A 24,239-nucleotide genomic window follows, 5' to 3' on the forward strand; every position below is an offset into this window, starting at 1 on the left:
GGGAAATGCATATGAACAACGTTATCGCCACCGTTAAAACAATGCGGCCTCCATTTTTACTGCTTACACCTATCTGTATTTTTCTTGCATACGGCTTAGCCAGTTATCATGGCTATCCATTACCGATGGAAACAGCTGCACTTGCCCTAGTTTGTGCCATGTTAGGACATATCGCTGTTAATATGCTCAATGAGTACCAAGATTTTAAAAGCGGCCTCGACTTAAACACAACGCGCACGCCTTTTAGCGGTGGGAGTGGTGCACTGGTTGCAACACCCTCAGCAGCCGATGTGACAAAAACCATCGCGTATCTAGCCATTGCCCTCATTGTCATCATTGGCCTATACCTCTCCTACACACGAACGTGGTTGCTCGTTCCCTTAGGTATTGCTGGCTTAGTGACTATCTACCAATATACATCAACGCTGAACAAGCTTCCTTGGCTATGCCATATTGCTCCTGGCTTTGGGTTTGCTTGGATTATGATTTTAGGTACATTTCTATCGCTAACATACACGATAACGCTAGATGCGGTAGCTATTGCAGCTATTCCTTTCCTATTAATCAACAACCTACTGTTATTAAATCAATTTCCGGACATTATGGCTGATAAAGCGCATGGCCGTAACACGTTACCAATTGCCTATGGCACCAAAATATCTGCATATGTCTACACTACCAATGTACTGCTGGCCTTTGGTCTAGTCATTTTCCTCGTGGAAACACGAGTGTTACCGGAAACCGCTTATTGGGCATTTTGCACACTGCCCTTTGCCTTAATCAGCATTCTAGGCGCTTTTGAATTTGGGCAAGGTATTGGCAGTAAACCCTTTTTTCTTACCACCAATGTTGTGGTCAGTTTAGTTACACCATTTATCATCGCGTTGACACTTTGGTGATCACAAGCATTGAGTGAGACAAACAGTTGAAAGCGGCTTTGCACATAGGCACACTATAGCCTTTGTGAATTATGCAGTTGAGAAGATAATGACAACACAAGCAGTTGCTGTAACCCAAATTACCCAAATGTTAGCCATGCAAGACGCGATGAATACGCGCGTAAGTGAAACATGGCGTGACAACGGATACGAATGGTACCGCGCAATATGGGTAGAGTGTGCAGAAATGCTCGACCACCACGGCTGGAAATGGTGGAAGCATCAAGAAATTGATGTACCTCAAGTGCAACTGGAGCTTGTCGACATTTTTCACTTCGGTTTAAGCCTTCGTTTGATGGCGGGCGAAACCATTGAAAACATTGCTAACAGCCTGGCTGTTGAAGTGGAAAAAGACAGTGGTGAAAAAGACTTTAAATTAGCGCTTGAAACGTTGGCCTCTGACGCTGTTACGAACAAGGCATTTAATGGTGAAGCATTTGGTCAATGTATGCGTTTAATGCAAATGGACTTAGACGAATTATTCCGTCAATACGTCGGTAAAAATACCTTAAACTTCTTCCGCCAAGATCATGGATACAAAGAAGGGACATACATCAAAGTGTGGAACGGAAAAGAGGACAACGAAGTGCTGGCCGATGAAGTGGTAAAACTGGATAGCGCTGCTGAAGATTTCCAACAACAGGTCTACAATACCCTGAAGGCTAATTATCCAGGCTAGCAATCACCAACAAACGATTTAGCCCAAAAAAGCCTGCTTTATTGCGGGCTTTTTTATTTACCTGTCGTCATCTTTATCAATGTATTGTCTTGCTTTACATAGTGATGGTAGAGCGCCGCTAAGAAGTGTCCCAAAATTAAAATCCATGCTAACCAGGCACCAAAAATATCTTTATGAATAAAATCCATAGGCTTCTCAAATTCTTTAAACGTCATTCCTAACTGTTCCACCACCAAAAAATTAAATAGCCATGTTTCTTCAAACTTTGGGATCTCAAACATAAAGAAAAAGTCAGCTCCTAATCCCGTTCCCAAATACCCCGTTATAGGCATAATTATCATGACCCCATACAAGGCATAATGCCCGAGATGTGCAGCTAAATGTTCAAGTTTTGTGCCTGGCTCTGGCTTAGGTTGGGCGTTCATCACTCGCCAGATGATGCGTAGCAACACCAGCACAAAAATAGAAATGCCGACAGACAAATGAATTTGCAGTGCCGTCATATTCTCAGGCGTCTTGCTCTCAGTGAACCAATGTCGATAGTAATAACTGGCATATGCCGCTAAAAATAATACTGCGACGCCCCAATGCAACCATTTAGCAACAGTACCATATGCTGTTTCTGTGTTTTTTAAGGTCAACGTTTCGAGCCTTGTGGTGGTTAACTCATTTCAGTATTTGCCAAACAGCGCTAAACATCCACTTTTGATGCGTAATTGAAGACAAAAGTAATCGATAAAAATGATCCTAGGATCACTGGCATAGTTTCTGCTTTAGTCAGTAAAACTAATGTTAACTGTCAAAATTTTGATTGCTGGAGATGTATATGGAGCTAATTTTATTCGCTTTAATCAGCTTAATTGTCATAGTCGCTTTGTTAGCCAGTCGTTTAAACGACAACAGCTTTCCATTCCCGTTTGATAGCCGTCAGGCAATATTTACGCCTGCAGAGAAAAACTTTCTAAATCTGGTTGAAAACGCATTGGGATCAGATTACCGCGTATTAAATCGAGTTGCATTGAGCGATGTCGTCAATATCCGAAAAGGGGTATCGAAAAAAGCGACACAAGCCGCATTGACCAACGCCAACAACAAGTACTTAGACTTTGTAATTTGTGACCGTAAAACCATGAGAATGCTCGGTGCTGTTGACCTAGTTGATACCAATGGTCGTGGCTATAAAGTCAAAAAAGACTGGTTTGTTAGTGGTGCACTAGAAGCGGCGTCTATTCCACATGTTCGTGTCAAAGTTAAACCAAACTACAGCGTAGACGAAATACGCGCTTGTTTGGGGAGTAAAATTCTTGGCAGACCAAGCGTAAATGCTACACCGAAGATCAAGGGCACCACGATTCCAGCGCCTATGGTTCGTGCACGTAAAAGCAATGCTGGTGTATTAACCAAAGCGGCTGCCAAAGAAATGGCACAGCAACAACCGCAACTAAACTCACCATCAATGGCGGCCTTACCGCACTAACACTCCTTAAATCTTGATAGTAGCCAGTGCATAACTGGCTACGTTCCATACGTATTGCTATGCTTTTTTAAAAGCAAAGTCAGTTAAATCAAGATGATAAATATTTGTCTGCATAACTACCCGCTTGAAATACTGTTGATGTTGTGCGGTCAATGGCTGTTAATTAAATTGCCTTAAACGTATAATTTCGCCATTATTTTTTCAGACAAATTTGCTAAGAGACGACATATGAAAGCAGGCATTATTGGTGCAATGGAACCAGAGGTTGCCATTTTAAAAGCAGCTTTAGAAAACCCTACAACAACCAAGCACGGTGGCTTTGAATTTCACCAAGGTCTATTAAATGGTTCTGAGGTTGTTATTGTCCAATCAGGTATTGGTAAAGTAGCAGCAGCACTCGCTACCGTTTTACTGATCGATAAATTTAGCCCTGACTATGTGGTAAACACCGGCTCTGCTGGTGGTTTTGATCAGTCACTTAGTGTCGGTGATATTGTTATAAGCTCTGAGTTGCGTTACAACGACGTAAACGTTACAGCATTTGGCTATGAAATTGGTCAATTACCTGCTAATCCTGCAGCGTTCGAACCTCATCCAACGTTAGTTGAAGCAGCAAAAGCAGGTATCGACAGCTTAGACGGCATTAACACCTTGGTTGGCCTTATCACCACTGGCGATACCTTTATGACAGCTGATGACGATATTGCAAAAGCCCGCGCAAATTTCCCAACCATGGCAGCAGTTGAAATGGAAGGAGCAGCCATTGCCCAAACTTGTCATCAGTTTGACGTACCGTTTGTGGTTATTCGTTCGATGTCAGATATCGCAGGCAAAGAGTCTCCAACATCGTTTGAAGCCTACCTCGAAACGGCATCAGTTAATTCGTCAAAACTTGTTACAAGTATGATTGATAGCCTGAAAGGAAAGCAACTGAGCTAATGGACCTTATAACCTCACTACCACCACAATTACATGGCATCACCATACTTGTGGTGGTAATGCTGGTTAAGCGCATCCTCCAAGGTATCTCTCCACACGAACCCTTTATTTACTTTCGTTTTTTCTGTCAGCAACTCGCCTTAAAAGTCAATAAATCAGAGAATGGTAGCCGTCAGCAGACGATTTCTGGTTTTGTAGCTGTACTCATTACCTTTGCCCCTCTATGGGTTATCCTTTGGTTATTCGCAGACTTTGTTCAAGTTGAAGCGCTATGGCAAGCCCTCTTACTTTACTTTGCACTGGGAGAGTTAACGCTTAAACCGACCGCTAATAAAGTTGTAAAAACACTTAGCGCTGGTGACAAGTATCAAGCAAAACAATTGCTTGCTGACCAAGTGTTACGTGACACAGAACAGCTATCTCCTCTGGGCATCAACAAAGCAACCATTGAAATGCTTATATTGCGTCATATGCAACAAACGGTAGCGGTGAGCTTTTTATTCTTATTGGGCGGGGGCTTGTTAGCGATAAGCTATCGTCTCATCCTAGAAATGCATTACAGTTGGAACCAAAAGATTACTGCACTGCGCGCTTTTGGCCAATTTGCCAAGCAACTCACTGAACTTTTCACATGGCTACCCTGCAGATTTATGCTACTTGCAGGCTTATTCCTGTCTTTTGGCCAGCAATCGACACTGTTATGGCGTATGACTATGCCCGACTTTTTTAAGCTAAATAACCATGCCTTACTTCAGTTTTTTGCAATTGCTCTGAATGTAAGATTAGCTGGTGTAGCGATGTATAAAGGCATTAAAGTCCGACGGAGGTCGTTTAATGACAATGGAAAGCAACCTGAAATTAAGGACATAGTGAGCTGTCACCAGTTCCTGTCCCGTATAAATACGCTTTTGGCTATGCTGGCAATCGCTTTAGTAACGCTGCCTTGGCTAGCATCCTATACATATTAATTAACATAGTACTGAGCAGAGAACGTCATGAGAAACATAACTACCGTCACTTTTTTCACCCTCGCCTTATTACTGTCGAGCACAACAAGCTTTGCTGAGGAACAAAGGCCTACAATGACTCAAACTCAGGTCATGAGTCTAATTGAAGCACCCAAAGCGGCCGCCTATACGGTGCTTGATGTAAGGAGTGCAGAAGAGTTTTCTGAGGGGCATGTGCCAGGCGCAACCAACATCAGTCATTCAACGCTTGCAGACAAGCTAAGCATGTTACCAAGTGATAAGTCACAGTTGATTGTTGTGTATTGCCGCTCAGGTAGACGAGCTGGCGTAGCAGAAGACATTCTTGCTAACGCGGGTTATACCAACGTATGGCATATGGACGGTGATATGAAAGCTTGGCAGCGCAACAACTTGCCGACTCAAAAATAGATGTTAATGACAGATCTCCTCTATTGGCTGGACTTGTTCGGCATTATTGTTTTTGCGCTTTCTGGGGCGTTGATGGCGGGCAGGTATCAACTAGACCCTTTTGGGGTTGTAGTATTAGCGGCAGTTACCGCAATTGGCGGTGGGACTATTCGCGATGTGATCCTTAACGCGCCTGTCTTTTGGGTAGAGCAAACATACTATCTTTGGACGATAAGCATCACCGCATTATTAACCATTGTGTTTATCCGCAAACCGAAGCGTATTCCGAAACGCTTTTTATTGATTGCTGATGCGTTTGGCTTAGCGTTATTTGCAGTACTTGGTACTGAAAAAGCACTTAGTTTTGGCGCTTCCATTCCTGCAGCAGTCGTGCTTGGCACAATAACCGGTGTTGCCGGCGGTATGATTCGAGATGTGCTTTGTAACGTAATCCCGATGATCTTGCGTCAAGAAATATACGCCACAGCAGCCATGGTGGGTGGTGGCACATACGCACTGCTCTATTGGCTGGGTTGGGATAATCAGATTTCTATTGTTGTTTCTGTGATGGGGTGTCTAGTGCTGCGCCTAGCGGCTATTTACTGGAAAGTGTCATTGCCTGCGTTTCAGATTGTGGAAAGCGAAGAAAAGTAGTATTCGTGTCACATTGAATACTACTTATGCTTCAATACCCCAACCATCATTGTAGCCATTGAATTTATCGGCGATTTGTTCAAATTCTGCTTCTTGCGCGACAATACCATCATAGGTAGGCATCATTCTAACGATGCAATCAACGTCCCATATATTGGGTGTCTCATCTGGGTGAACGTTGACTTTCATGTCTGGAGCAACACTCTGTAAATGCTGTGCAAACTTGTCAGCTTGTTCTTTTTTCTCAAACAACTGGAAAAATACCACATCGTGGATTTCATTGAGATTAATACCTGCTTCGGCCATTTCAGCCAGTACATTGCCTGTATCATCGTTTGGGAAATTCATAATTTTTATTCTCTTTACTCGTATGGCGGCATTATAGAGCGAGGCGCCATATCGTGCATTACTTTATTGAACAGATATTATGATGACACGTCGCTTGGACATTCGTGATAGTTTCTTCACACTCTGTCTCTTTACCGCCAAAATTCAAGCGATTAAGTTGCGATAAACCAATGCCATTAACGGCAACGACACATCCAAGCGACGTTCGGCCTGTATCAAATAACTCACATTGGCTAACATCTTGGCAAACCAAATTATTGGTAATGACTTGCTTTGCCAGCATATCTTCAACCACTGGAAGGCGAAGGGTTGGCTTTCGTGGCTGAGGAGGTAATGGATTGCGAGAGATACTTTTTTGCCCTGATAGGATATCGGCACGCGTTCGCACTTTTGACTCAGCGATTGCTCTTTCATCTAGCTTGTCTTTTAACGCACGTGTTTCTTTTTCATTTTTCGACAGAATATAACCGACCCCCAAAAGTATTAACGCAATAACAGCTAACGCTATCGCTGCAATAGATATCCATTTGAACAATGACTTAAGCACGATTACTCAAACTGTCTGTTTTGTTTGCTGCTTCGGCAAATTGTTTAATGATGATGCTAACCGCTTCTTTTACCTTTTCATTGATTTGCGCACTATTGTCTTTCTCTTTGATTCTCAATGGGTAAGCGGCACGCCAAATTGAGCGACGATTCTTAGGCTTGACCGCATCAATAATCAAACTGCCAGGTACGATACGCAAACGTTCCTCTTTTTTGCCTGACTTTGTGTTTGTTAAACAGTAGGAGCAGTAATTTACACCTTGATTGTATGCACGGAAGGTTCGTTGATTTTGTTTAACGATATAATAAGTGATTACAACATCAGCACTGTCTGCAGGTTTAAAGCTGAACTGTTGCGCTTCCATTTCTTGCTCAATGGCCAGTTCAATGCTGTTGCGTATTGCATGACTTAAGGGTTGCCAGTCATTGAATTCATCTTCGCGTCCATAGAGCCCATAGCTTTCCAAATTGCCGAAATCGAAAATAGGCTGATACTTAACATCAGCTTGCTTAGGCGAACTACAACCCACAATGAGCAAAGTTAGGGCAATGAAAATATTTGCGCGTAATGTTCCTGTCATAGGTGCAGAGAATCTTATTAAGGTTGTCTTTAGCCTACCGAGACTCTAAAAAAATACAAGCGCTCAAAAATAAAAAAGCCAGCATATGCTGGCTTTTTATCTATCTAAAAATCATCTTACTTATGCGATGGTTACGCGCGCAAACTTACGTTTACCTACTTGATAAACAGCAGTGGTACCTGACGCTACTTGTAGCTTGTTATCTGCCACTTTTTCACCATCTATCTTCGCAGCGCCTTGCTTGATCATTCGCATCGCCTCAGACGTGCTTGCCACTAAGCCTGCATCTTTTAATAAGTTTGCGATTGCTAATTCACCGCCTTCTGGTGTGAAAGTAAACTCTGGCATTTCATCAGGCATCGCGCCCTTTTGGAAGCGGTTGATAAACTCTTGCTGCGCAGCATCTGCTGCCGCTTGGTCATGAAAGCGTGCAATGATCTCTTTCGCCAATTCAATTTTGATATCGCGAGGGTTCGCACCTTCCGCTATTTTCTGTTTGAACGCTTCAATCTCTTCAATAGGACGGAAGCTTAATAGATCATAGTAACGCCACATCAAGTCATCAGAAATAGACATGATCTTACCAAACATTTCTGATGGTGCGTCAGTGATACCAATGTAGTTGTTCAGTGACTTAGACATTTTCTGAACACCATCAAGGCCTTCAAGAAGTGGCATCATCAATACAGTTTGTGGACGTTGACCTTCTGACTTCTGTAATTCACGGCCCATCAATAAGTTAAACTTCTGATCGGTGCCACCTAACTCAACGTCAGACTCTAACGCGACCGAATCCCAACCTTGCACAAGCGGGTACATGAATTCATGAATCGCTATAGCTTGGCCGCCTGCATAACGCTTTTTAAAATCATCTCGCTCCAGCATACGAGCTACAGTTTGACGTGACGCAAGCTTCAGCATACCAGCCGCTCCCAGCTCTTCCATCCACGTTGAATTAAATGCTACCTTTGTTTTTGCTGGATCAAGAATTTTGAATACTTGCTCTTTATAGGTTTCAGCATTTGCCAACACGTCTTCTTTCGTGAGTGGCTTACGGGTGACGTTTTTCCCGGTAGGGTCACCAATCATGCCCGTGAAATCTCCAATCAAGAAGATAACTTCATGACCGAGTTGCTGAAACTGACGAAGCTTGTTAATCAACACAGTATGACCTAAATGCAAGTCAGGGGCTGTTGGATCAAAACCCGCCTTAATTTTTAATGGCTTACCTGTTTTTAACTTCTCAAGTAATTCATCTTCAAGCAGGATTTCTTCTGCACCGCGTTTAATTTCCGCAAACGCTTGGCTGACATCGGTCATGTAACTGGCTCCAACAATAGGTCTTTGGGTGAATAACAAAACGCCGATTCTACTGTAAAATAAGGGCTGGATAAAACCCTGATACTGTTTCTGACCACTTTTTTTGTTATAGTGAGGACAGCAAAACCGAAGATGTTCAGCAGTAAGAGTAGTATTTCATTGAAAAATATAAAAAATTTATATTTATCGCTCCCCAAGCAGCACCGAATTATTTTAAGTGCTGTATCTGGCATACTCCTCATTTCTTTACTAGTACCGTCAGAAAAAGCGGAAGCAAGTAAGCAAACCGCTGGGTTAGAAGTGGGTAAACGCTACAGCTTGTCAGACAAAGGCTTAACCGAGGTAGCTAGTGAGTCAAAAACCAAACTAGAAGGGTTATCTAGCTCGCAAACCACTGAAAATGAATCCATCACGCCGTCTTCTCTGACAACGAATGTTACAAATCAATCAATTGCTGAAACTCACGAGCCAGAAGCGCCTGCGTTAACTTGGCAAACCACGAAAATAAAGTCTGGCGATTCATTAGCTAAAATTTTTAAACGCTTGGGGTACAGTGCACGCACTACGCATGATGTTAGCCGTGCAGAAGGTGAAGGGCGTGGTTTACTCAAGAAAATCAAAGTCGGCGATACAATGCGCATTGGAAAAAATTCCGATAACCAGCTAGCCGCTTTAGAGTATCCGCTGTCTAAGATAAAAACCCTTCATGTCGAGTTAGTTGATGGCGCTTACCAATCGCATATAGAAGAAAAGCAAGTCGAAGTGCGCGAAACATTTGCACACGGCACAATAAGTTCAAGCTTCTGGAATGCTGGCATTTCAGCTGGATTAGATGACAACCAAATTATTTCATTAGCCAATATATTTGGCTGGGATATAGACTTCGCGTTAGATATCCGCAAAGGCGACACCTTCCATGTGGTGTATGAAAACCGTTATGTTGACGGAGAGTTCATTGGCTCTGGAAAAATTTTAGCCGCTGAATTCGTCAACCAAAATGAAGAATTTAAAGCTATACGTTTTACAGATGATGAGTACTACACGCCAGAAGGCAAAAGTATGCGCAAGGCATTCCTGCGTGCACCTGTAAACTTCAAATACATCAGTTCAAACTTTAAGCCTCGTCGTTTTCACCCTATCCAGAAACGATGGAAAGCACATAACGGCACAGACTATCGCGCTGCAACAGGAACCCCTGTCGTTGCCGCGGGTAATGGTAAAGTAACCCATTCAACATACAACAAATACAACGGTAATTATGTCTTTATCCAACATGGTGATGGCATAGTGACTAAATATCTGCATTTTTCAAAACGTGCGGTTAAAAAAGGCCAGCGCGTCAAACAAGGGCAAGTCATCGGTTACGTTGGATCAACAGGCATGTCACAAGCGCCACATCTTCACTACGAATTTTTAGTGAATGGGGTACACCGTAATCCACGTACAGTTAAATTGCCCGACGCAAAACCTATTGCAAATAAGTACAAAAAAGATTTCTTAGCAATAGCAGACAAGCGTGTCCAAGAACTAAATGGCTCAAAACAAGCTTTGCTAGCAATGCAAACTGGCAATGGCAACCAAGGCTAACTATTTCATTGGCTTGATGTCAGGCACCAGCGCAGACGGCATCGACGCTGCGCTAGTCGATTTTTCTGCTGATAATCATTCTGATCGTCAACACCAGTGCAAACTCGTTCACAGCTTGTTTATCCCTTTTGATGCAGAAACTCGACGTGAAATTACCAGCCTTTACCAACCGAATAGCGATGAAATACAGCGCAGTCAAACGCTGGATAAGAAACTCGCTACCTTATACGCTGACGCTGTTCACCAGCTGTTAGAAGTTTCAGGGGTTGCCAAAAAAGACATTGTAGCTATAGGCAATCACGGTCAAACGATTCGCCACTTTCCGCCAGAAAGAGAAAGAAAACTACCCTACACCCTTCAAATAGGCTGCAATCAAACCTTAGCTGTGTTAACCGGAATAGAGGTTATAGGGCAATTTCGCGTTAAAGATATCGCTTTAGGCGGACAAGGCGCACCGTTAGCACCCGCCTTCCACCAGTTTTTGCTAGGCGAACAAACGCCAAGCGTTGTGCTGAATCTAGGCGGTATAGCAAACATCACCTATTTAACGAAAGACAGAGTCATGGGTTTTGATACTGGGCCTGCCAATGGCTTAATGGATGCCTGGTTTGCAAAACATCACAGCCACGGAAACTATGATTGTGACGGTAAGTGGGCTTCATCAGGCAGTGTTATTACCCCATTACTCGACACACTATGTGCTGAGCCCTATTTTCAAGGTCCTCCGCCCAAAAGTACGGGACGCGAAGTCTTTCATTTAGATTGGCTTTCAGGGTTTGTAAACCTCGGCCAATATGCGCCAGCGGATATACAAGCAACCCTACTCGCGTTAACTGCACGCACAATTACCGACGCTATCAATTCATTGCCAAGTGTCGACGCAATATGGCTATGCGGTGGCGGAAGACACAATAGTTTTCTTATTGAAACGCTGTGCAAGATGATGCCGGCAAAACGAATCGCTAATATTGATCAGCTAGGTATTGACGGCGATGCGCTAGAGGCAATGGCTTTTGCTTATCTTGCTTTTGCATACAAAAATAATTTTTGTAGCAACATTCCAGCGGTGACGGGCGCTAAAAAAAGTACGACACTTGGTGTACTTTTTTTACCCTAAATTTTTCCTAGCAACATCTAAAATCACTTCTATACTGAAAACTCGTCTGTCGAAAAACAGACAAAAATAATGATCGTTAACGTGGCCAAAACGTCTATTTTTTGAACTAAAAATAAAACTAACCATCTAAAGTTTTGCGCCTATTGTATCAACACACATTTTAGGAGGAGCAATGGAGTTTAGTGATATTCATATTGGAATGAAGTGCGGCAGCAAAAAAGGAAGTGGCACGGTTACATGGATAGATGGCTCTACACGCACCGTATATATGGCTGATACTGAGAATAACAGCAGCTTTGAAGTTAACTTTGAGGAATTAATCGAAGACCCACAGGCTCACAATAGACAAGACACCTACTACTAGGTACAAACAATGATAAAAAAGCTCCCTCGGGAGCTTTTTTATTGCCTTAAAATTATATTTCTTTACGTAATAATCACTTAGCTAATATATACAAATTTTAGCTTGATACCAAAACAAATAATAACTATTATCACTTGCGTTCATATTAGTAAGAGGTTCTTATGTACGTCTGCATCTGCAAAGGCATCACCGACACGCAAATCAAACAACTGGTTATCGACAGCGGTGTAGGCTCTATTCGTGAACTTAAACAACACCTTGACGTCGCCTCTCAATGTGGCACCTGTGTTAAAGCTGCCCAACAAGTAATCGATAACACCATCATCGATGAAAGCTTATTTAAAGAAGTTGTTTAGCCTCACGCACCCTGCCCAAAAAACAACCTAATTACGAATCATTATCACTACAACTTCTTGTAATTAAAAGAATTTTTGTAATTTCGAAAGACCATTCTATACTCAGCTTGAACCTTTTTGTTTGAGGCCAAAGCCATGAAGAGTCAAGCCGATATTATTCGCCATTTAAATCAAGTATTAACCACAGAGTTAACTTCTATTAACCAATATTTTCTGCATGCCCGTATGTACAAAAATTGGGGATTTTCGCAACTAAACGATAAGTGCTACAAAAAATCGATTTTGGATATGAAACAAGCGGACAAAATTATTGAGCGCGTATTGTTTCTTGAGGGTCTTCCCAACCTACAACAGCTAGGCGCCCTTTCTATTGGTGAGCATACTGAAGAGATGCTTGGGTGTGACTACCAGTTTGAGCTTAAACAAATAAATACCATCAAAGACGCCATAGCGTTTTGCGAAGCACAAAGTGATTTTGTGAGCCGCGACATGCTAACGGATATTCTAGAAGGTGAAGAAGAACATATCGACTGGCTTGAAACACAACAGTATCAAATCAAAGAAATGGGTATTGAAAACTACCTGCAAGCACAAATATAGGAGCAGAACATGAAAGGTAATAGTGAGATTATCAATCAACTCAATGAACTGTTAGCTTATGAGCTTGCAGCCATGGACCAGTATTTCATCCACTCACGCATGTATGATGACTGGGGATTTAAAAAACTATTCGAGCGAATCGATCACGAATTTGACGACGAAAAAGGACACGCTTCAGTTCTGATAGAGCGCATTCTTTTTTTAGAAGGCACACCCAATATGATCACGCGTACCGGACTCCAAATTGGCAAAGACGTGCCTGAAATGCTCAAAAGTGATTTACGTGTAGAGTACGAGGTTGATAAAAAGCTTAAAGAAGTCATGGGGCTTTGTGAGAAAGAACGCGACTATGTGACCCGAGATATGTTGCAGACACTCATTAACGATACTGAAGTTGACCATGCCTTTTGGTTAGAGCAACAAATAGGACTTATCGACAAAATAGGTTTGAGTAATTATTTGCAGTCACAAATGTAATCTACTTGATTGTTTTTCTGTAAAAAGCCCTAATTAATCTAGGGCTTTTTACGTTGCGCTTATGCTAACACGACAAATTATTTAACAGGAAAACTAAACACTGCGCTCCCTGTGTTATTAATGAGCAGAGCAAACAGTTAGAAAGTAGCTGTTAACAATCTAAAACTGCCCTGTAACGTACCCTTCAGTATGAGACATACGAAAGCCTTTAATTCGTTAAGATAAGTTTTCTAAAGCCTTCAGCGGATCCGCGATCCATGGTCTGAAGGATAGGCGCAAATAACGCTTCTGATTTTTCAGGAGAAGCTAGTGTCTTATTGATAGTCTCGATAATCTGTTGCCCTTCGGCATTCCTACTACAAGCAATGTAACTATAGAAGTGACGCTGCTTTAATTCAGAAATAGCGAACGAAGTGATATGGCGAGCAATGTCCTCGTCATTAATAATATTCGGCACATGGCTTGGCCATGCGATCACCGCATCGACACGTTGCGACAGCAACATCGTCATCAATTTTGTTAAGGTAACATCCTTAATTTTATACAGTTTATTTAGCGTACTAGTATTGAGTTCTTTCGTTAATGTTTTTTCCGTATTGCCATTTTCAACAATGGCTACGCGCGTATTGGGATGGGTATTAAAAAGGTCTGTCAGTGAGGCAACATTCTCAGTGTAGTCTCCCATTTTCTTTATTAACGGCGAGCTATCTAATACGAGTAATCTTGGGCTGAGAAAGGCATAAGTTGGCGATGAAAAATGCGCTATTAATTCACGATCAGGAGTTTTAGAAATATTCAAAATGCAGCTAGTTTGGTCACCTTTCAATGTATCCAGTGCTACCCGAGAACTATTAATTTCTATATTAAAATTAACACTTGGCATATGTGCTAGTAGGTTTTTAGAAAATGCCAGCTCGTGCGGCAGAGGCTCTAAACGTGTTCCATCTTCACTGTATTTTTTGGCCATTACATGCCAGTTAACTGGTGGTGATAGCGTGACTGAATGCGTAAAATCGGCATGCACATAGTCAGCATTATTAGGAAAATACTGGGCCAACTGATTAGACTGAATAAGGTTTGTCATTGCCGCATCAAACTCAGTAGCTAACCGTTGTCCTTCTATGTTGTTATTGAATTTTAATAGTACTTTGCTCGCTGGGACTAACTCCAGGGTCTGAAATTCTCTGCTAGGGTCAGCAAGGTGAACGTTGTAGCTATAGGTAACAATGCCATCAACACGTCGGCTTCGCAGTAAATTTGGCAACTGGGAGAGGTTATCAGCGTGATACACTCCTGCACTGGGCGGCAGTATGCCAAGTTCGGCTATGTCAGAAGTCACCGCGAATAGGTGCTTCTTGGCGGGTTCATCCACGCCAAAATTGACGTGGCTCGCATCATAAAGCAATTGGACGGGGTAGTGTTTATCGATGTGGTGAGCACTATAAAGTTTATTGTCTTGAGGCTCTTGTTCGAATAGCGGAACAATAATATCCGCCCTATGTGCAGCGCTTTCTGCTTCAAACTGTGCTAATTGCGTTACAGGCACAGAGATAAAGTCGAGCTGATAGTGATTTTCTAATGCGGCTTCAATAATTCGTTGATACGTTTCAGCTTTTTTACTTATAGCTTTTGATTGGTCGGCTGGAATCACGACCCGAACGACAGGCTTGATTGCAGCCAGACACGACATCGACAACAAAAAAAGGCATAAGACTAATACGCGCATACAACTCTCTCTTGCAATCAGCCTCCATGCGGTACCCAAATAAAAAACTACATCGACGTTTCAGCTTTGGCATTTGCTACCATCGCTCGCACATCGTTTAGTAATGCTTCAGCATCATACACAATACCATCTTTGATGGTTAAGTGAACACCTCCAGTGCGAATTGGTTCATTGTTATCGTTCAATCGGAAATGGCCAGTGCCGTATAGTGCTTTAAAATTACGCAGAGGGTTTTCTTCAACGATAACCAAGTCCGCTTTTTTACCGACACGAATTGAGCCTATTTCATTTTCCATACCGAGTGCCTCTGCGCCGTTAATTGTTGCAGCTTGAACTACCTCTAGTGCATTGAACCCAGCTTCACGCAATAACTCTAGCTCCCGAATATAGCCAAATCCATAAATTTTAAAAATGTAGCCAGAATCTGAGCCAGTAGTGACCCGCCCACCATGATTTTTATAATCATTTAGAAATGCCATCCATTGCTGAAAATTTTTTTTCCACGCAATTTCATCATCTGTTGTTAAATAGAACCTTAAGCTAAATATCCAATATGATAGTATGGGATTTATGGTATATTCTTTTAACAGTAACACTTAAATATCAACTTTGTTAGGTAGTAATATTATTATGCGTAAAGACATATTAGAAAATGTGAAGATAAATGGGCAACCATTTCACAAACTAATTGTTATTACTGATGATGACAACAATGTTTTATTGCTACCATTATTATACGCTGTTCATCTTGATAGAATAGGAACCTCATTCAGATACATTCAACGTAAAGATGATGATGGGAAAGAGTATAAAGAATTGGCAGAAGGGATACTAAGTGAATCAAGTATACCTACTTACTTTTCTTATATTTCTAAATTTCACAACTATTTAAATGAGCTAGCTAAAAGCGTTGAAAACATATCAACTCATCAAGTTTATAAATGCGATAGTTATTTCGTGAATGACTACTTAAATGACTTTTTGGTCGAAAGTGGAATTAAATCAATTGATGAGCACAAAGCAGCGTTGGATGGCTACTTTAATTTCTTATCTCATATCGGTATTTGCCACTCTCTAGATTTAGCCATTTACGCTAAGTCCAGACAGCGAGTAGCAGAATTGGATGAGACAAAAAATGTCATCAAGTACGTATCACGTGATCATCGTCATTTACTGCAAATGGCATGTAAATCAAAAGCGGAAAAACTTATATTGAGAATGGGTCATGAAGTTGGGCTTAGAGCAGCAGAAAACTGTGGTCTACTTCTAAAGAAGGAAAAAGAAACCGATACAAATAATGGATTACAGTCTCTATTTGACCAACTCGAAGAAGATAAAAATAAGAGCAAATTCAGATACCACTTACAAGGTAAATATACAAAGAATGGACGGCCTAGAGACATTTACTTTAATAAGGAGCTACTTCTTGCTCTAAAGGATTATGTCGAAACTGAACGCCAAGACATGATTGATGTTAACGACTATCAACATGATTACTTATTTGTAAGAAGCGACAATGGTTGTGAGGGGCTACCTATAGCTACATGGCATGCCTCGAATGTCTTTAGTAAGAGAAAAGTAAATATCCCCGGACTTGATCAAGAGTTAACTTACCATGCTTTGCGGCATACTTTTGCCACAGAACTATTCTACCAGAATTTATTGGATAAGAGTGGTAGAGAAACTCGCAGTGAAAGTGCAGCTCTTATTAACGTCGCGATACGCCTTGGGCACAAGCTAGATAGAAAGGAAGGAAAAGCTCCTTCAACTACAACAATATATATTCGTTTGTTAGAAGAAATGAAGGATATTGAAGGGATGGCAGCTTAGTTATGGATGACAATAATAGAACATCTGAATTCGCATGGGACAATACGAATTTAGCAAATACATTTTCAAAAAATCGTTCTCAAGATCCAGTTCCTCTGCCTGTTGATACTAATAGGATCAACACAGGTGCTTACTTAGCATCTACGAGAATAACTGAACTTACGAACCAGCATGAAAAGGCGACATTAATATTTAAACTTTTGCGTTTGTACTTAACAACCCCCAAATTCAACAAAATTAAGGAACAATCTCGACAAGGTTACCTAAACGCAATCCATTATTTTGTCACTTGGCTGAACACTAAAGATAATGTTTCAAACACAGTGGTAAAAGATTTTGAGACTGAACAAGTAAATCATAAAAAAATAAAGCCGGAATCTACAGGAGCCACTGAAATTTTGTTTTGCATAAAACATGCATTGGTAAAATCTTCCTTGGCAGGTTCTGACTTAAAGTTTATTAGTACGGTAATAAATAAAAGTAAGTTGATTCCAAACTCAAACGTTTCGACTAAACAAGCGACGCTAACAGGATATTTTTTAGAACATTCATGGATTGAGAGTGAAATAGGCAACAAACAGTTTCTAAAATTGGCTAGCCCTAAACGCTTAATAGAGTCGTTCAGAATAGTAGTTTCAGAATCTTTGTTCTACCTGAAAAAATTTGGAGAGTTGATAAAACAAAGTTCTGATTTCAACAATTTAGTGTTGAACAACTCTGATGATATTTACACTCAACGAAATGAACTTGCAGATCTTATTAGCAAAAGGGTCGTTTTGGATGACTTAAAAAGACCTGCTGATATTTTTTCCAACATTCTACTTATTGACGGCACCAGAACTAAATTCGAGGCTCAGATACTTAATAACTTAAGTAAGGGTAAACCAGCTCCAGTAAAGTCTATTATCAAAACTCAGGTTTTTATAAATAACAATTTTGGAGAAGTCATTTCTGAATTAGAGCAACTTTTAATGGCATTTTTATGTGCTTCTTATTGTGTGCAACCAGAAGACATTTTTAAGTTACGAAAAAAACACTTCGCTGTTGCACGAAACACTAGAAATGAACCTCGTAATATATCGATAACTTACTTCAAAGGCAGATCAGGCGGCAATCACGACACGCCTGTTCTCTCTATGCGGCATTCCGCAGGACGAGCTATATACCAATATTTGGATAGTATACCTGAAAATCAGGAACACCTATTTAGCCAAAAGCTAGATCGAGTTAAGTTTTCGACCTATTCGATACATTCAGTTAAAAATGATAATTCGATTTCAAGTTTTTTAGTAAGGCTTTGGCGTAGCAATCACTTCAAATCTCAAGTAATGCCTGTATTAAATACTGAGGGGAAAAGTACTCTTTTTCTTGATTGTATATCTGCGATTTCTTCACCTAAAGCTTTCCCATTCTCCGCATGGAAGAGAAATAATATGGGATTGTATGAAGATTACATCAACTCAAGTGTATTTACTCAACCAGTATATCTATTTTGGTTGGCGCATATAAAAAACTCTGCTGTCCATGCTAACTCTGATAAATACCGAGACGGTGATATTAAAAATTTTAATTCTCATACATCTTTGACCGAAAAGACCAACTATTTAGGCTCCGATAACCCAGAATTTGTGAATCAAGCTGGACGTGTTTCACGAGCTGTATTACAAGATATCGAAAGCTCCGTATATCAACCAAACTTGGACAAACTCCAATCAAAGATCCACGATAAAAATATACGCTCTCATTTGGTTAAAATTACTGAAAACGATGACCTATCAGTCAAAGCAATCGCTCATGAAGATAATACCTACGTTTCATCAGAATTTGATTTTGATGACATTAGAATAATTGAAAGTAAGGAAACGGTAGTGCAAATGCTTCACTACATAGCTCAAGCTGATAAATATTCGGAGCAACTAAAAAAGATGAATCCTAACTTTTTTTACTTCACTGTTCTGGTCAACGTTGAGTGGCATAAATACGTACTGTCTGAGCTGTTCAGTCCTAAATCTGATGCATTCATTCAAGGCAAGAGCACATACGAAAATATCAAAAAACATTTGCCAGATTTATTTACAAATGAACTGTATGGAGGGATTGGCTAATGAGCAGTGTTATTTCCATTTCTCAGCAATCTCAGGAACTGTTAAATAACAATGAGCTTATAGAGATCTTAAATGGTCTGTCTCAAAGCTCAACTAACAACATTAACTCTTTATCTTGGACGTTTAAAAATAAATACTTTGACGTTACTACGGATTTTTCTTCGATAGAAAACTTGAAAGGTTTATATCCTGATTGGTTTGACAGTTTTCCTATTTCTCCGACTGATATGGCCAAGTATATTTGGTTGAACCAAATGGATATTAGCTCTCAAGGTGCTCACTATTTTATAGGCCGATTTAATGGACTAGTTCTACTATTTTACTTCCTAGCACAAAATAATTGGCACAGAATAGACAGAGAAAACCTTTATTCTTTCATTGAATGGTTCCTTCTACATGACTTTAACAAATTTGTTTTCAAGAGACCTTCTATCAAAAGTTACGCTCTTTTTATCAGAGCTACGAAGTTAACCGATATAAACTTATTGCTTAAAGAAATCGGCATCGACAACTTTATTCAAGATGTTAAAGAAATCCACATTGATCAAACTCTTAAGAATGCAATTGATGTATTAAGTGGCGGAGAAGTTACTTACAATCAATGGAAAGATGGGGGAACGTTTAACTTTCTGACATTGGATTATGGCAGATATTATGTTGACTATTGTCAGGAGTACTTTAGTCAATATATAAACCATGCGCATGTATTAATGCGCATAATGAACGAGTCAAAGGATGACCTTCAACGATTAGGTGCTAAGGGCAAGACTGACAGGGCTGTGCTAAGGATTCTGTCTGGAGAAACAATCGATAACTTAATAAAGGAGTTTTCATTAAAAAGGGATGTGGCCTATGAACTGGCAGAGATACTAAAATCAAAATATCAGCGGTATATGCTGCCGTTACTCCAACATGACTATCTTTTATCAGATGAAAGCATAGACAGGGTCATTGAACGTTTTAACCTTCCAAATGATCTTCATATTCGCGATAAAATAACATTTCTAGTTGAACATGTTTCGCTGTCACAAAACATTGAGTTGGTAAGGAAATCGTTTAACGGTGACTTACAGCACATTTCGCTCGAACAGTTAACGATAGCTATTAATGAAATAAAACAAAGTGCGCCTGTAGAGGTCACAATGCCAGACTCTGACTTCTACGAGCAATTAGGCATACCGAAGACGAGTAGATCAATCATCAACAGTTTTGTAAAAACCATTCGGGATGCTGGCTTAACCTATTTTGTTTCACTCAATGGCTGGAGAAAATCAGAGTATGGTTTCCCCTTAACTTCGGTTAGTTCGATTGAAAATACGGATCCTTTGGATAAACATGCTTATCCTATACGGTTCATCGTAGATTGGCATGTTTTTAAAACGCATGGAGACACGATTACACAGCGTGAGATAACCCATACATCGTATAGATTAATCAATCAGCTTTCACTGCTACATGAAAGTCATGAAACATGTCCAGCAATGTACTTTGCTAAAGCAAACGCCAAAGATATCAAAAACTCAGGTAAAAGGATTGAAGCATCTGTTAAATCAAACTGGACACGCTTTATAGATAACTATGAACCTTTCAAAGCCATTGGCACGCAAAATCAAATTGATGCAATCTTGGCTGCTAGTAAACCCGACAACGTACTATCTTTTGAGGAAGCACAAAAAATACAAGGGCTACAGAAAATTATCAAAGCCAATGAATGGCAAAAATATATAGCCGATAATGAGCTGAGAGACGCGTATGAACGCGCCCAAAGAGAGAGAACAAGAGTAGATTTTTACCTTACTGGCCCAGAAAATAAATCTAAAAAAAACTGGCTCATTAAATATAAAAGCTATTTATTACAAGGGGAGACTGAGTTACCTAGCGAATGGATAACTATGCTAGACGAGCATTTATCTGATGACACCAAAGATTATATTCGTTCCTCTGAGCATAGTTATCTCAAAACCAACAGTGTCTCGAAAATAATCTCCGCTGAAATTATCGAAGGATGCTTATATCCAACTCCGCATGCCTTCCGGCATATGTGGGCTGAGGCAGTCTACAGGCGTTTTGATGGCGACGTTGGCTGGATGATACGCAGTCAATTCAAACACATCACAATGGGAATGTGGCTCGCTTATATCAGAGATAAAGATAACCGAGACTTAAACAATCACGTTCAAGTAGCGGTAAAGACTAGTTTGTTAAACAACTGGCTGCAAAACGAAGGAAAAGAGCATGCAGGCCGATTCCACGTATTCTTAAGACGGTTATTTAAAGTCAGTAAGTTACAAAAAGTAGAAAGTCTACATGCAGTCATAGAAAACTTAGCAAAAATTGAAATTACAGATATAAAAGCGAATCCGTGGGGATTTTGCTTATTAAGGCGCACTAATAAAGAATTAGCAAAATGTGCTGAAGATGGAGTTCCGCAACGTCAAAACGCTACTCCAATCCTTTGTCTTGGCTGTCATCACAACTTAACTAAGTCTTCTAATGTTGATTACATTGTCTTTGAAACAATGCAACATATCGCTTTATTAAGCCGTAATGATCTGGAGTTGTTTCCTCTAAATATTCTGTGGAGTTCTTATGATTTAATCAAAAAAGCACACAAGCATATTTCAAACCTCTCGCCAAATAATGAAGTGCTTAAACAATACCAAACTGCAATGATTGCTTATGAAAAATTAGCTAAGAAAGAGAATAAAAATGCTTAATCATTTTGAAGCCAAAGCAGAAGAAGCAAAAAAAGATGAGCTACCAGAGTGGGTATCAGAGAATAACTTATCTAAACCTGCTTACTTAGAGATTATCAAAAAGCAAGATGAGTTGATGGCTTATATAGAAAGGCACAAAAACTTATCTGACTTTAAGGCTAAAAAAACTTACCACATTTCAGCTCGAAGTATTGCGATAGCGTTGGATTGTGCAGCCAATAGCCTCACTGACGAAAAAAAAGTAAGTTTTGCAAAAGACTTTAATGACTTTTTAAAAGGGGTTAACAAAGAACTTCTAGAGGCCAAAAATGCTCGCGTTGAAAAACAAAGAAAAAAACAGAGCCGTGGTAAACACGCTGCTACCAAAGAAGAGCTAGTAGAGCTTGCCACATCCACTGAAGATCAACTAAAAGAGCTACAAAAGAAAAATGTAATTGAACAAGTAGAGACTATTTTCAATCAGCTTGATGAGCCAATTAGAAGAAAGTTACAAATACGGCCTTCTAATGTGGTTAAATTTTAATGGTTAAATTTTCGGTGTCGATGCAGGCATTCCGGGGTATCAATGATCTTTCTGATTACGCAGACTTTAACTAGCTGATATGAATAAGTCTTAACTTGATCTGTCAGGTTTGACTAATAGAACTTAATCAAACCTGACAGTCGCATAAGTGCCCAAAAGCAGACCTTAAGATTTATTGCAGCAACTGCTTCCTTCTTGAATAGGTGGGCATTTAACAGTCCCGTAAGAGCAATAAACGCAACAATCGCCTTTTAACGGCTTGAGTAGCGCTTTGCATCCCTCACATTCGTAATACCACTGGCAGGCGTTTGTTGGCATGGTCTCGACCTTACTAAATCCGCATTTGGGACAAGTAATCTTAGATTCTAATTCTATACCTTGCATACGGGTTCCTTAACTGGCTTAACGATATCCAACACTGACATAATTACCATCCATGTGATCCCAAAGTAAAATAAGTAAGTGCTCCAGTCGTATTGCCACAACGGATAAAGTGCCAGCAATACTGCAATTGGGCCAACTACACTTAATATGCCTCTTACCACATGCTTATGTTGATACCAGTTGTACGAGTTGACCAATAAAGCGAGTGCAGCAAACAATGGTAATAAAGTATTAACCGCTATTCCTTCAAAATGAGACAGGAAACCAAGCCCTAGAGCTGATGCTAGTGAACCGAGTGCTGGAAAACATGCTGTGCAGCTAAGTGCGGCTAGCCAAACGCCACCAGAGCCGATTTTATCAAGAATTTTATTAATCATAATTACCTCTATTTTTGAGGTAGTTTAAACTCCGTATATAGGTACAGAGTCAACAGCTAACTGAGCGAATTTATTATTGGGCATGAGTTGGGGTCTTGATTGGCTTTACAAGAATTTGTCATATCTTGAATCACCTGCTCTAGCCGCTGCAAATCAGAAATTTTCTCCCTAATTAATCTGAGTTTCTGTAATCCCATAGACTCGACATCAGCACAGCTTCCACTTAGCGACATAAGCGAAGCGACTTCATCAAGTGTAAAACCCAAAGCTTTAGCTTTTAATATGAATTTAAGTTGATTGACATGTGTGTTGTCATAGATGCGATAACCGCTATCAGGCTTTAGTGGCTGTACAATAAGTCCTTTACGTTCATAGAATCGGACTGTTTCTACGTTAATGCTTAGTTCTTTAGCCAGCTTTCCAATGGTTTTCATAAACAGACTCTCTTAAACAACTAGCATCATTTTATCATTATTAGACAAAAGCTGAACTTCCGTTAATCGCTTATAGCTGCCTGTCAGATGAAGTCTAAACCTAATCAGCAAAACTGTATGATCAGATATGAGCTACTACAAGTAATTAATGTTATTCAACTAAATAGTTCTTGATCATCAATTGAGAAATTGAACTCTCAATAAACCTCTGCTGTTAAAGAGAGACTACATTAACAATATTTTAAATGCGATTGCGATTAATACTAAACCGCCAAAGATTTCGGCTTTAGATTCTAACCATACGCCACTTTTTTTGCCGATATTCACGCCAATCCAGCTAAACGCAAACGTCGCGATGCCTATTATCAAGCAGGCTAAGATAATATCTACCTCAAGCAAAGTGATTGCATAACCTGCGGCCATAGCATCAATACTTGTAGCGATAGCAAGAACAAGTAGCACGCGATGAGTAACTTTTGCAATATCTTCTTCAATTCCTTCGGATAGGGACTCATAAATCATCTTACTACCGATAATAACGAGTAAGATAAAAGCTATCCAAGATGCATAATCTTCAATCCAAGATGATAACCCTTTACCGCTGTAATAACCTAGAGTTGGCATGAACCCTTGAAAAAAACCAAAATAAGTAGCGGCTTTAATAAAGAGCTTTTCAGCATTCTCTACTTTTTTAGAACCTAAGCCTATGGATACTGCAAACGCGTCCATACTGAGTGCTATAGCTAATACAAAAACTTCAAACACACCGATTAAACCTGAATAA

At 40.3% G+C, this 24,239-nt stretch carries 27 protein-coding genes and 1 pseudogene; 17 read left to right on the forward strand and 11 right to left on the reverse strand.

Annotated elements, in window-relative coordinates; all coding sequences use genetic code 11:
- Positions 1-11 precede the first annotated feature (11 nt).
- Together ACFSJY_RS03335 and ACFSJY_RS03340 are read left to right on the forward strand one after the other, a co-directional pair.
- Complete coding sequence (locus ACFSJY_RS03335) at positions 12-899, forward strand: prenyltransferase (protein WP_386031097.1); 888 nt, start codon at positions 12-14, stop codon at positions 897-899.
- 88 nt (positions 900-987) lie between these two features.
- Positions 988-1,617, forward strand: a complete 630-nt coding sequence (locus ACFSJY_RS03340) for a dUTP diphosphatase (protein WP_386031099.1) — start codon at positions 988-990, stop codon at positions 1,615-1,617.
- 53 nt (positions 1,618-1,670) lie between these two features.
- On the opposite strand, the gene ACFSJY_RS03345 is transcribed toward ACFSJY_RS03340, so the two are convergent.
- The gene (locus ACFSJY_RS03345) at positions 1,671-2,258 is read right to left on the reverse strand and encodes a cytochrome b (RefSeq protein WP_386031101.1); all 588 of its coding nucleotides are present in this window, start codon (positions 2,256-2,258) and stop codon (positions 1,671-1,673) included.
- Positions 2,259-2,443: 185 nt separating this feature from the next.
- Between ACFSJY_RS03345 and ACFSJY_RS03350 the strand changes: the two genes are divergently transcribed.
- From ACFSJY_RS03350 to ACFSJY_RS03370, 5 genes are all read left to right on the forward strand, one after another.
- On the forward strand, positions 2,444-3,094 hold the full coding sequence (locus ACFSJY_RS03350) for a DUF2726 domain-containing protein (RefSeq protein ID WP_386031103.1): 651 nt from the start codon (positions 2,444-2,446) through the stop codon (positions 3,092-3,094).
- Between the two features lie 228 nt (positions 3,095-3,322).
- Positions 3,323-4,033 carry a 5'-methylthioadenosine/S-adenosylhomocysteine nucleosidase gene (mtnN, locus tag ACFSJY_RS03355; protein WP_386031105.1) on the forward strand — a complete coding sequence of 237 codons (711 nt, stop codon included), beginning with the start codon at positions 3,323-3,325 and terminating at the stop codon, positions 4,031-4,033.
- The gene (locus ACFSJY_RS03360) at positions 4,033-5,001 is read left to right on the forward strand and encodes a cobalamin biosynthesis protein CobD/CbiB (protein ID WP_386031107.1); all 969 of its coding nucleotides are present in this window, start codon (positions 4,033-4,035) and stop codon (positions 4,999-5,001) included. The genes mtnN and ACFSJY_RS03360 overlap by 1 nt, the downstream gene beginning before the upstream one ends.
- Before the next feature lie 114 nt (positions 5,002-5,115).
- Positions 5,116-5,430: a rhodanese-like domain-containing protein gene (locus tag ACFSJY_RS03365; protein WP_386031109.1), complete on the forward strand. Its 315-nt coding sequence runs from the start codon at positions 5,116-5,118 to the stop codon at positions 5,428-5,430.
- Between the two features lie 6 nt (positions 5,431-5,436).
- A complete protein-coding gene (locus ACFSJY_RS03370; RefSeq protein ID WP_386031111.1) occupies positions 5,437-6,063 on the forward strand; it encodes a trimeric intracellular cation channel family protein in 627 nt (208 codons plus the stop codon).
- A 24-nt stretch (positions 6,064-6,087) separates the two neighbouring features.
- On the opposite strand, the gene ACFSJY_RS03375 is transcribed toward ACFSJY_RS03370, so the two are convergent.
- The 4 genes from ACFSJY_RS03375 to tyrS all read right to left on the reverse strand — a co-directional run bounded on the left by ACFSJY_RS03375 (position 6,088) and on the right by tyrS (position 8,858).
- Positions 6,088-6,411 carry a ribonuclease E inhibitor RraB gene (locus ACFSJY_RS03375; protein WP_386031113.1) on the reverse strand — a complete coding sequence of 108 codons (324 nt, stop codon included), beginning with the start codon at positions 6,409-6,411 and terminating at the stop codon, positions 6,088-6,090.
- Positions 6,412-6,469: 58 nt separating this feature from the next.
- Positions 6,470-6,958, reverse strand: a complete 489-nt coding sequence (locus ACFSJY_RS03380; protein ID WP_386031115.1) for a hypothetical protein — start codon at positions 6,956-6,958, stop codon at positions 6,470-6,472.
- Complete coding sequence (locus ACFSJY_RS03385) at positions 6,951-7,538, reverse strand: DUF4136 domain-containing protein (RefSeq protein WP_386031117.1); 588 nt, start codon at positions 7,536-7,538, stop codon at positions 6,951-6,953. The genes ACFSJY_RS03380 and ACFSJY_RS03385 overlap by 8 nt, the downstream gene beginning before the upstream one ends.
- Positions 7,539-7,658: 120 nt before the next feature.
- Positions 7,659-8,858, reverse strand: a complete 1,200-nt coding sequence (tyrS, locus tag ACFSJY_RS03390) for a tyrosine--tRNA ligase (protein ID WP_386031119.1) — start codon at positions 8,856-8,858, stop codon at positions 7,659-7,661.
- A gap of 132 nt (positions 8,859-8,990) precedes the next feature.
- Between tyrS and ACFSJY_RS03395 the strand changes: the two genes are divergently transcribed.
- The 6 genes from ACFSJY_RS03395 to bfr (ACFSJY_RS03420) all read left to right on the forward strand — a co-directional run bounded on the left by ACFSJY_RS03395 (position 8,991) and on the right by bfr (ACFSJY_RS03420) (position 13,359).
- Complete coding sequence (locus ACFSJY_RS03395) at positions 8,991-10,445, forward strand: OapA family protein (RefSeq protein WP_386031121.1); 1,455 nt, start codon at positions 8,991-8,993, stop codon at positions 10,443-10,445.
- A complete protein-coding gene (locus ACFSJY_RS03400) occupies positions 10,429-11,562 on the forward strand; it encodes an anhydro-N-acetylmuramic acid kinase (protein WP_386031123.1) in 1,134 nt (377 codons plus the stop codon). The genes ACFSJY_RS03395 and ACFSJY_RS03400 overlap by 17 nt, the downstream gene beginning before the upstream one ends.
- Before the next feature lie 172 nt (positions 11,563-11,734).
- On the forward strand, positions 11,735-11,926 hold the full coding sequence (locus ACFSJY_RS03405; RefSeq protein WP_386031125.1) for a hypothetical protein: 192 nt from the start codon (positions 11,735-11,737) through the stop codon (positions 11,924-11,926).
- A gap of 161 nt (positions 11,927-12,087) precedes the next feature.
- Complete coding sequence (locus tag ACFSJY_RS03410; RefSeq protein ID WP_386031127.1) at positions 12,088-12,282, forward strand: bacterioferritin-associated ferredoxin; 195 nt, start codon at positions 12,088-12,090, stop codon at positions 12,280-12,282.
- 135 nt (positions 12,283-12,417) lie between these two features.
- Complete coding sequence (bfr, locus tag ACFSJY_RS03415) at positions 12,418-12,882, forward strand: bacterioferritin (RefSeq protein WP_386031129.1); 465 nt, start codon at positions 12,418-12,420, stop codon at positions 12,880-12,882.
- Between the two features lie 9 nt (positions 12,883-12,891).
- Complete coding sequence (gene bfr / locus ACFSJY_RS03420) at positions 12,892-13,359, forward strand: bacterioferritin (protein ID WP_386031131.1); 468 nt, start codon at positions 12,892-12,894, stop codon at positions 13,357-13,359.
- Positions 13,360-13,567: 208 nt separating this feature from the next.
- Here the strand turns inward: bfr (ACFSJY_RS03420) and ACFSJY_RS03425 are convergent, their stop codons facing one another.
- Both ACFSJY_RS03425 and ACFSJY_RS03430 read right to left on the reverse strand, forming a co-directional pair.
- Positions 13,568-15,085, reverse strand: a complete 1,518-nt coding sequence (locus ACFSJY_RS03425; RefSeq protein ID WP_386031133.1) for a hypothetical protein — start codon at positions 15,083-15,085, stop codon at positions 13,568-13,570.
- Between the two features lie 47 nt (positions 15,086-15,132).
- Positions 15,133-15,642, reverse strand: a pseudogene (locus tag ACFSJY_RS03430) (amidohydrolase family protein); the annotation flags it as partial.
- A 73-nt stretch (positions 15,643-15,715) separates the two neighbouring features.
- Between ACFSJY_RS03430 and ACFSJY_RS03435 the strand changes: the two are divergent.
- From ACFSJY_RS03435 to ACFSJY_RS03450, 4 genes are read left to right on the forward strand one after another with little or no spacing between them, the layout of a single operon-like run.
- Entirely contained in the window at positions 15,716-16,915 is a 1,200-nt protein-coding gene (locus tag ACFSJY_RS03435) for a tyrosine-type recombinase/integrase (RefSeq protein WP_284208439.1), read from the forward strand.
- Positions 16,916-16,917: 2 nt separating this feature from the next.
- Complete coding sequence (locus ACFSJY_RS03440; RefSeq protein WP_284208440.1) at positions 16,918-19,020, forward strand: hypothetical protein; 2,103 nt, start codon at positions 16,918-16,920, stop codon at positions 19,018-19,020.
- Positions 19,020-21,737 (forward strand): ubiquitin family protein, encoded by a 2,718-nt coding sequence (locus ACFSJY_RS03445; RefSeq protein ID WP_284208441.1) that lies wholly within the window; start codon positions 19,020-19,022, stop codon positions 21,735-21,737. Before ACFSJY_RS03440 ends, ACFSJY_RS03445 begins: the two co-directional genes overlap by 1 nt.
- Positions 21,730-22,260, forward strand: a complete 531-nt coding sequence (locus tag ACFSJY_RS03450; protein ID WP_284208442.1) for a hypothetical protein — start codon at positions 21,730-21,732, stop codon at positions 22,258-22,260. The genes ACFSJY_RS03445 and ACFSJY_RS03450 overlap by 8 nt, the downstream gene beginning before the upstream one ends.
- A gap of 165 nt (positions 22,261-22,425) precedes the next feature.
- Here the strand turns inward: ACFSJY_RS03450 and ACFSJY_RS03455 are convergent, their stop codons facing one another.
- The 4 genes from ACFSJY_RS03455 to ACFSJY_RS03470 all read right to left on the reverse strand — a co-directional run bounded on the left by ACFSJY_RS03455 (position 22,426) and on the right by ACFSJY_RS03470 (position 24,220).
- On the reverse strand, positions 22,426-22,644 hold the full coding sequence (locus ACFSJY_RS03455) for a GDCCVxC domain-containing (seleno)protein (protein ID WP_284208443.1): 219 nt from the start codon (positions 22,642-22,644) through the stop codon (positions 22,426-22,428).
- Positions 22,632-23,021 carry an organomercurial transporter MerC gene (gene merC, locus ACFSJY_RS03460; protein WP_284208445.1) on the reverse strand — a complete coding sequence of 130 codons (390 nt, stop codon included), beginning with the start codon at positions 23,019-23,021 and terminating at the stop codon, positions 22,632-22,634. The genes ACFSJY_RS03455 and merC overlap by 13 nt, the downstream gene beginning before the upstream one ends.
- A 56-nt stretch (positions 23,022-23,077) precedes the next feature.
- Entirely contained in the window at positions 23,078-23,455 is a 378-nt protein-coding gene (locus ACFSJY_RS03465; protein ID WP_284208446.1) for a MerR family transcriptional regulator, read from the reverse strand.
- A gap of 225 nt (positions 23,456-23,680) precedes the next feature.
- Positions 23,681-24,220: a manganese efflux pump MntP gene (locus ACFSJY_RS03470; protein WP_386031138.1), complete on the reverse strand. Its 540-nt coding sequence runs from the start codon at positions 24,218-24,220 to the stop codon at positions 23,681-23,683.
- Between the last annotated feature and the right edge of the window lie 19 nt (positions 24,221-24,239).

Source organism: Thalassotalea euphylliae, assembly GCF_042682785.1.
Taxonomy (GTDB): Bacteria; Pseudomonadota; Gammaproteobacteria; order Enterobacterales; family Alteromonadaceae; genus Thalassotalea_F; species Thalassotalea_F euphylliae.

Excerpts from the sequence above, each read along its gene's own strand:
- ACFSJY_RS03375 (WP_386031113.1), bottom strand. The coding sequence starts at position 6,411 with ATGAATTTCCCAAACGATGATACAGGCAATGTACTGGCTGAAATGGCC.
- ACFSJY_RS03445 (WP_284208441.1), top strand. The coding sequence starts at position 19,020 with ATGAGCAGTGTTATTTCCATTTCTCAGCAATCTCAGGAACTGTTAAAT.
- ACFSJY_RS03405 (WP_386031125.1), top strand. The coding sequence starts at position 11,735 with ATGGAGTTTAGTGATATTCATATTGGAATGAAGTGCGGCAGCAAAAAA.
- ACFSJY_RS03400 (WP_386031123.1), top strand. The coding sequence starts at position 10,429 with ATGGCAACCAAGGCTAACTATTTCATTGGCTTGATGTCAGGCACCAGC.
- bfr (WP_386031129.1), top strand. The coding sequence starts at position 12,418 with ATGAAGAGTCAAGCCGATATTATTCGCCATTTAAATCAAGTATTAACC.
- ACFSJY_RS03425 (WP_386031133.1), bottom strand. The coding sequence starts at position 15,085 with ATGCGCGTATTAGTCTTATGCCTTTTTTTGTTGTCGATGTCGTGTCTG.
- ACFSJY_RS03370 (WP_386031111.1), top strand. The coding sequence starts at position 5,437 with ATGACAGATCTCCTCTATTGGCTGGACTTGTTCGGCATTATTGTTTTT.
- mtnN (WP_386031105.1), top strand. The coding sequence starts at position 3,323 with ATGAAAGCAGGCATTATTGGTGCAATGGAACCAGAGGTTGCCATTTTA.
- ACFSJY_RS03350 (WP_386031103.1), top strand. The coding sequence starts at position 2,444 with ATGGAGCTAATTTTATTCGCTTTAATCAGCTTAATTGTCATAGTCGCT.
- tyrS (WP_386031119.1), bottom strand. The coding sequence starts at position 8,858 with ATGACCGATGTCAGCCAAGCGTTTGCGGAAATTAAACGCGGTGCAGAA.
- ACFSJY_RS03435 (WP_284208439.1), top strand. The coding sequence starts at position 15,716 with ATGCGTAAAGACATATTAGAAAATGTGAAGATAAATGGGCAACCATTT.
- ACFSJY_RS03365 (WP_386031109.1), top strand. The coding sequence starts at position 5,116 with ATGACTCAAACTCAGGTCATGAGTCTAATTGAAGCACCCAAAGCGGCC.
- ACFSJY_RS03360 (WP_386031107.1), top strand. The coding sequence starts at position 4,033 with ATGGACCTTATAACCTCACTACCACCACAATTACATGGCATCACCATA.
- ACFSJY_RS03335 (WP_386031097.1), top strand. The coding sequence starts at position 12 with ATGAACAACGTTATCGCCACCGTTAAAACAATGCGGCCTCCATTTTTA.
- ACFSJY_RS03340 (WP_386031099.1), top strand. The coding sequence starts at position 988 with ATGACAACACAAGCAGTTGCTGTAACCCAAATTACCCAAATGTTAGCC.
- ACFSJY_RS03410 (WP_386031127.1), top strand. The coding sequence starts at position 12,088 with ATGTACGTCTGCATCTGCAAAGGCATCACCGACACGCAAATCAAACAA.
- bfr (WP_386031131.1), top strand. The coding sequence starts at position 12,892 with ATGAAAGGTAATAGTGAGATTATCAATCAACTCAATGAACTGTTAGCT.
- merC (WP_284208445.1), bottom strand. The coding sequence starts at position 23,021 with ATGATTAATAAAATTCTTGATAAAATCGGCTCTGGTGGCGTTTGGCTA.
- ACFSJY_RS03455 (WP_284208443.1), bottom strand. The coding sequence starts at position 22,644 with ATGCAAGGTATAGAATTAGAATCTAAGATTACTTGTCCCAAATGCGGA.
- ACFSJY_RS03395 (WP_386031121.1), top strand. The coding sequence starts at position 8,991 with ATGTTCAGCAGTAAGAGTAGTATTTCATTGAAAAATATAAAAAATTTA.
- ACFSJY_RS03385 (WP_386031117.1), bottom strand. The coding sequence starts at position 7,538 with ATGACAGGAACATTACGCGCAAATATTTTCATTGCCCTAACTTTGCTC.
- ACFSJY_RS03440 (WP_284208440.1), top strand. The coding sequence starts at position 16,918 with ATGGATGACAATAATAGAACATCTGAATTCGCATGGGACAATACGAAT.
- ACFSJY_RS03450 (WP_284208442.1), top strand. The coding sequence starts at position 21,730 with ATGCTTAATCATTTTGAAGCCAAAGCAGAAGAAGCAAAAAAAGATGAG.
- ACFSJY_RS03465 (WP_284208446.1), bottom strand. The coding sequence starts at position 23,455 with ATGAAAACCATTGGAAAGCTGGCTAAAGAACTAAGCATTAACGTAGAA.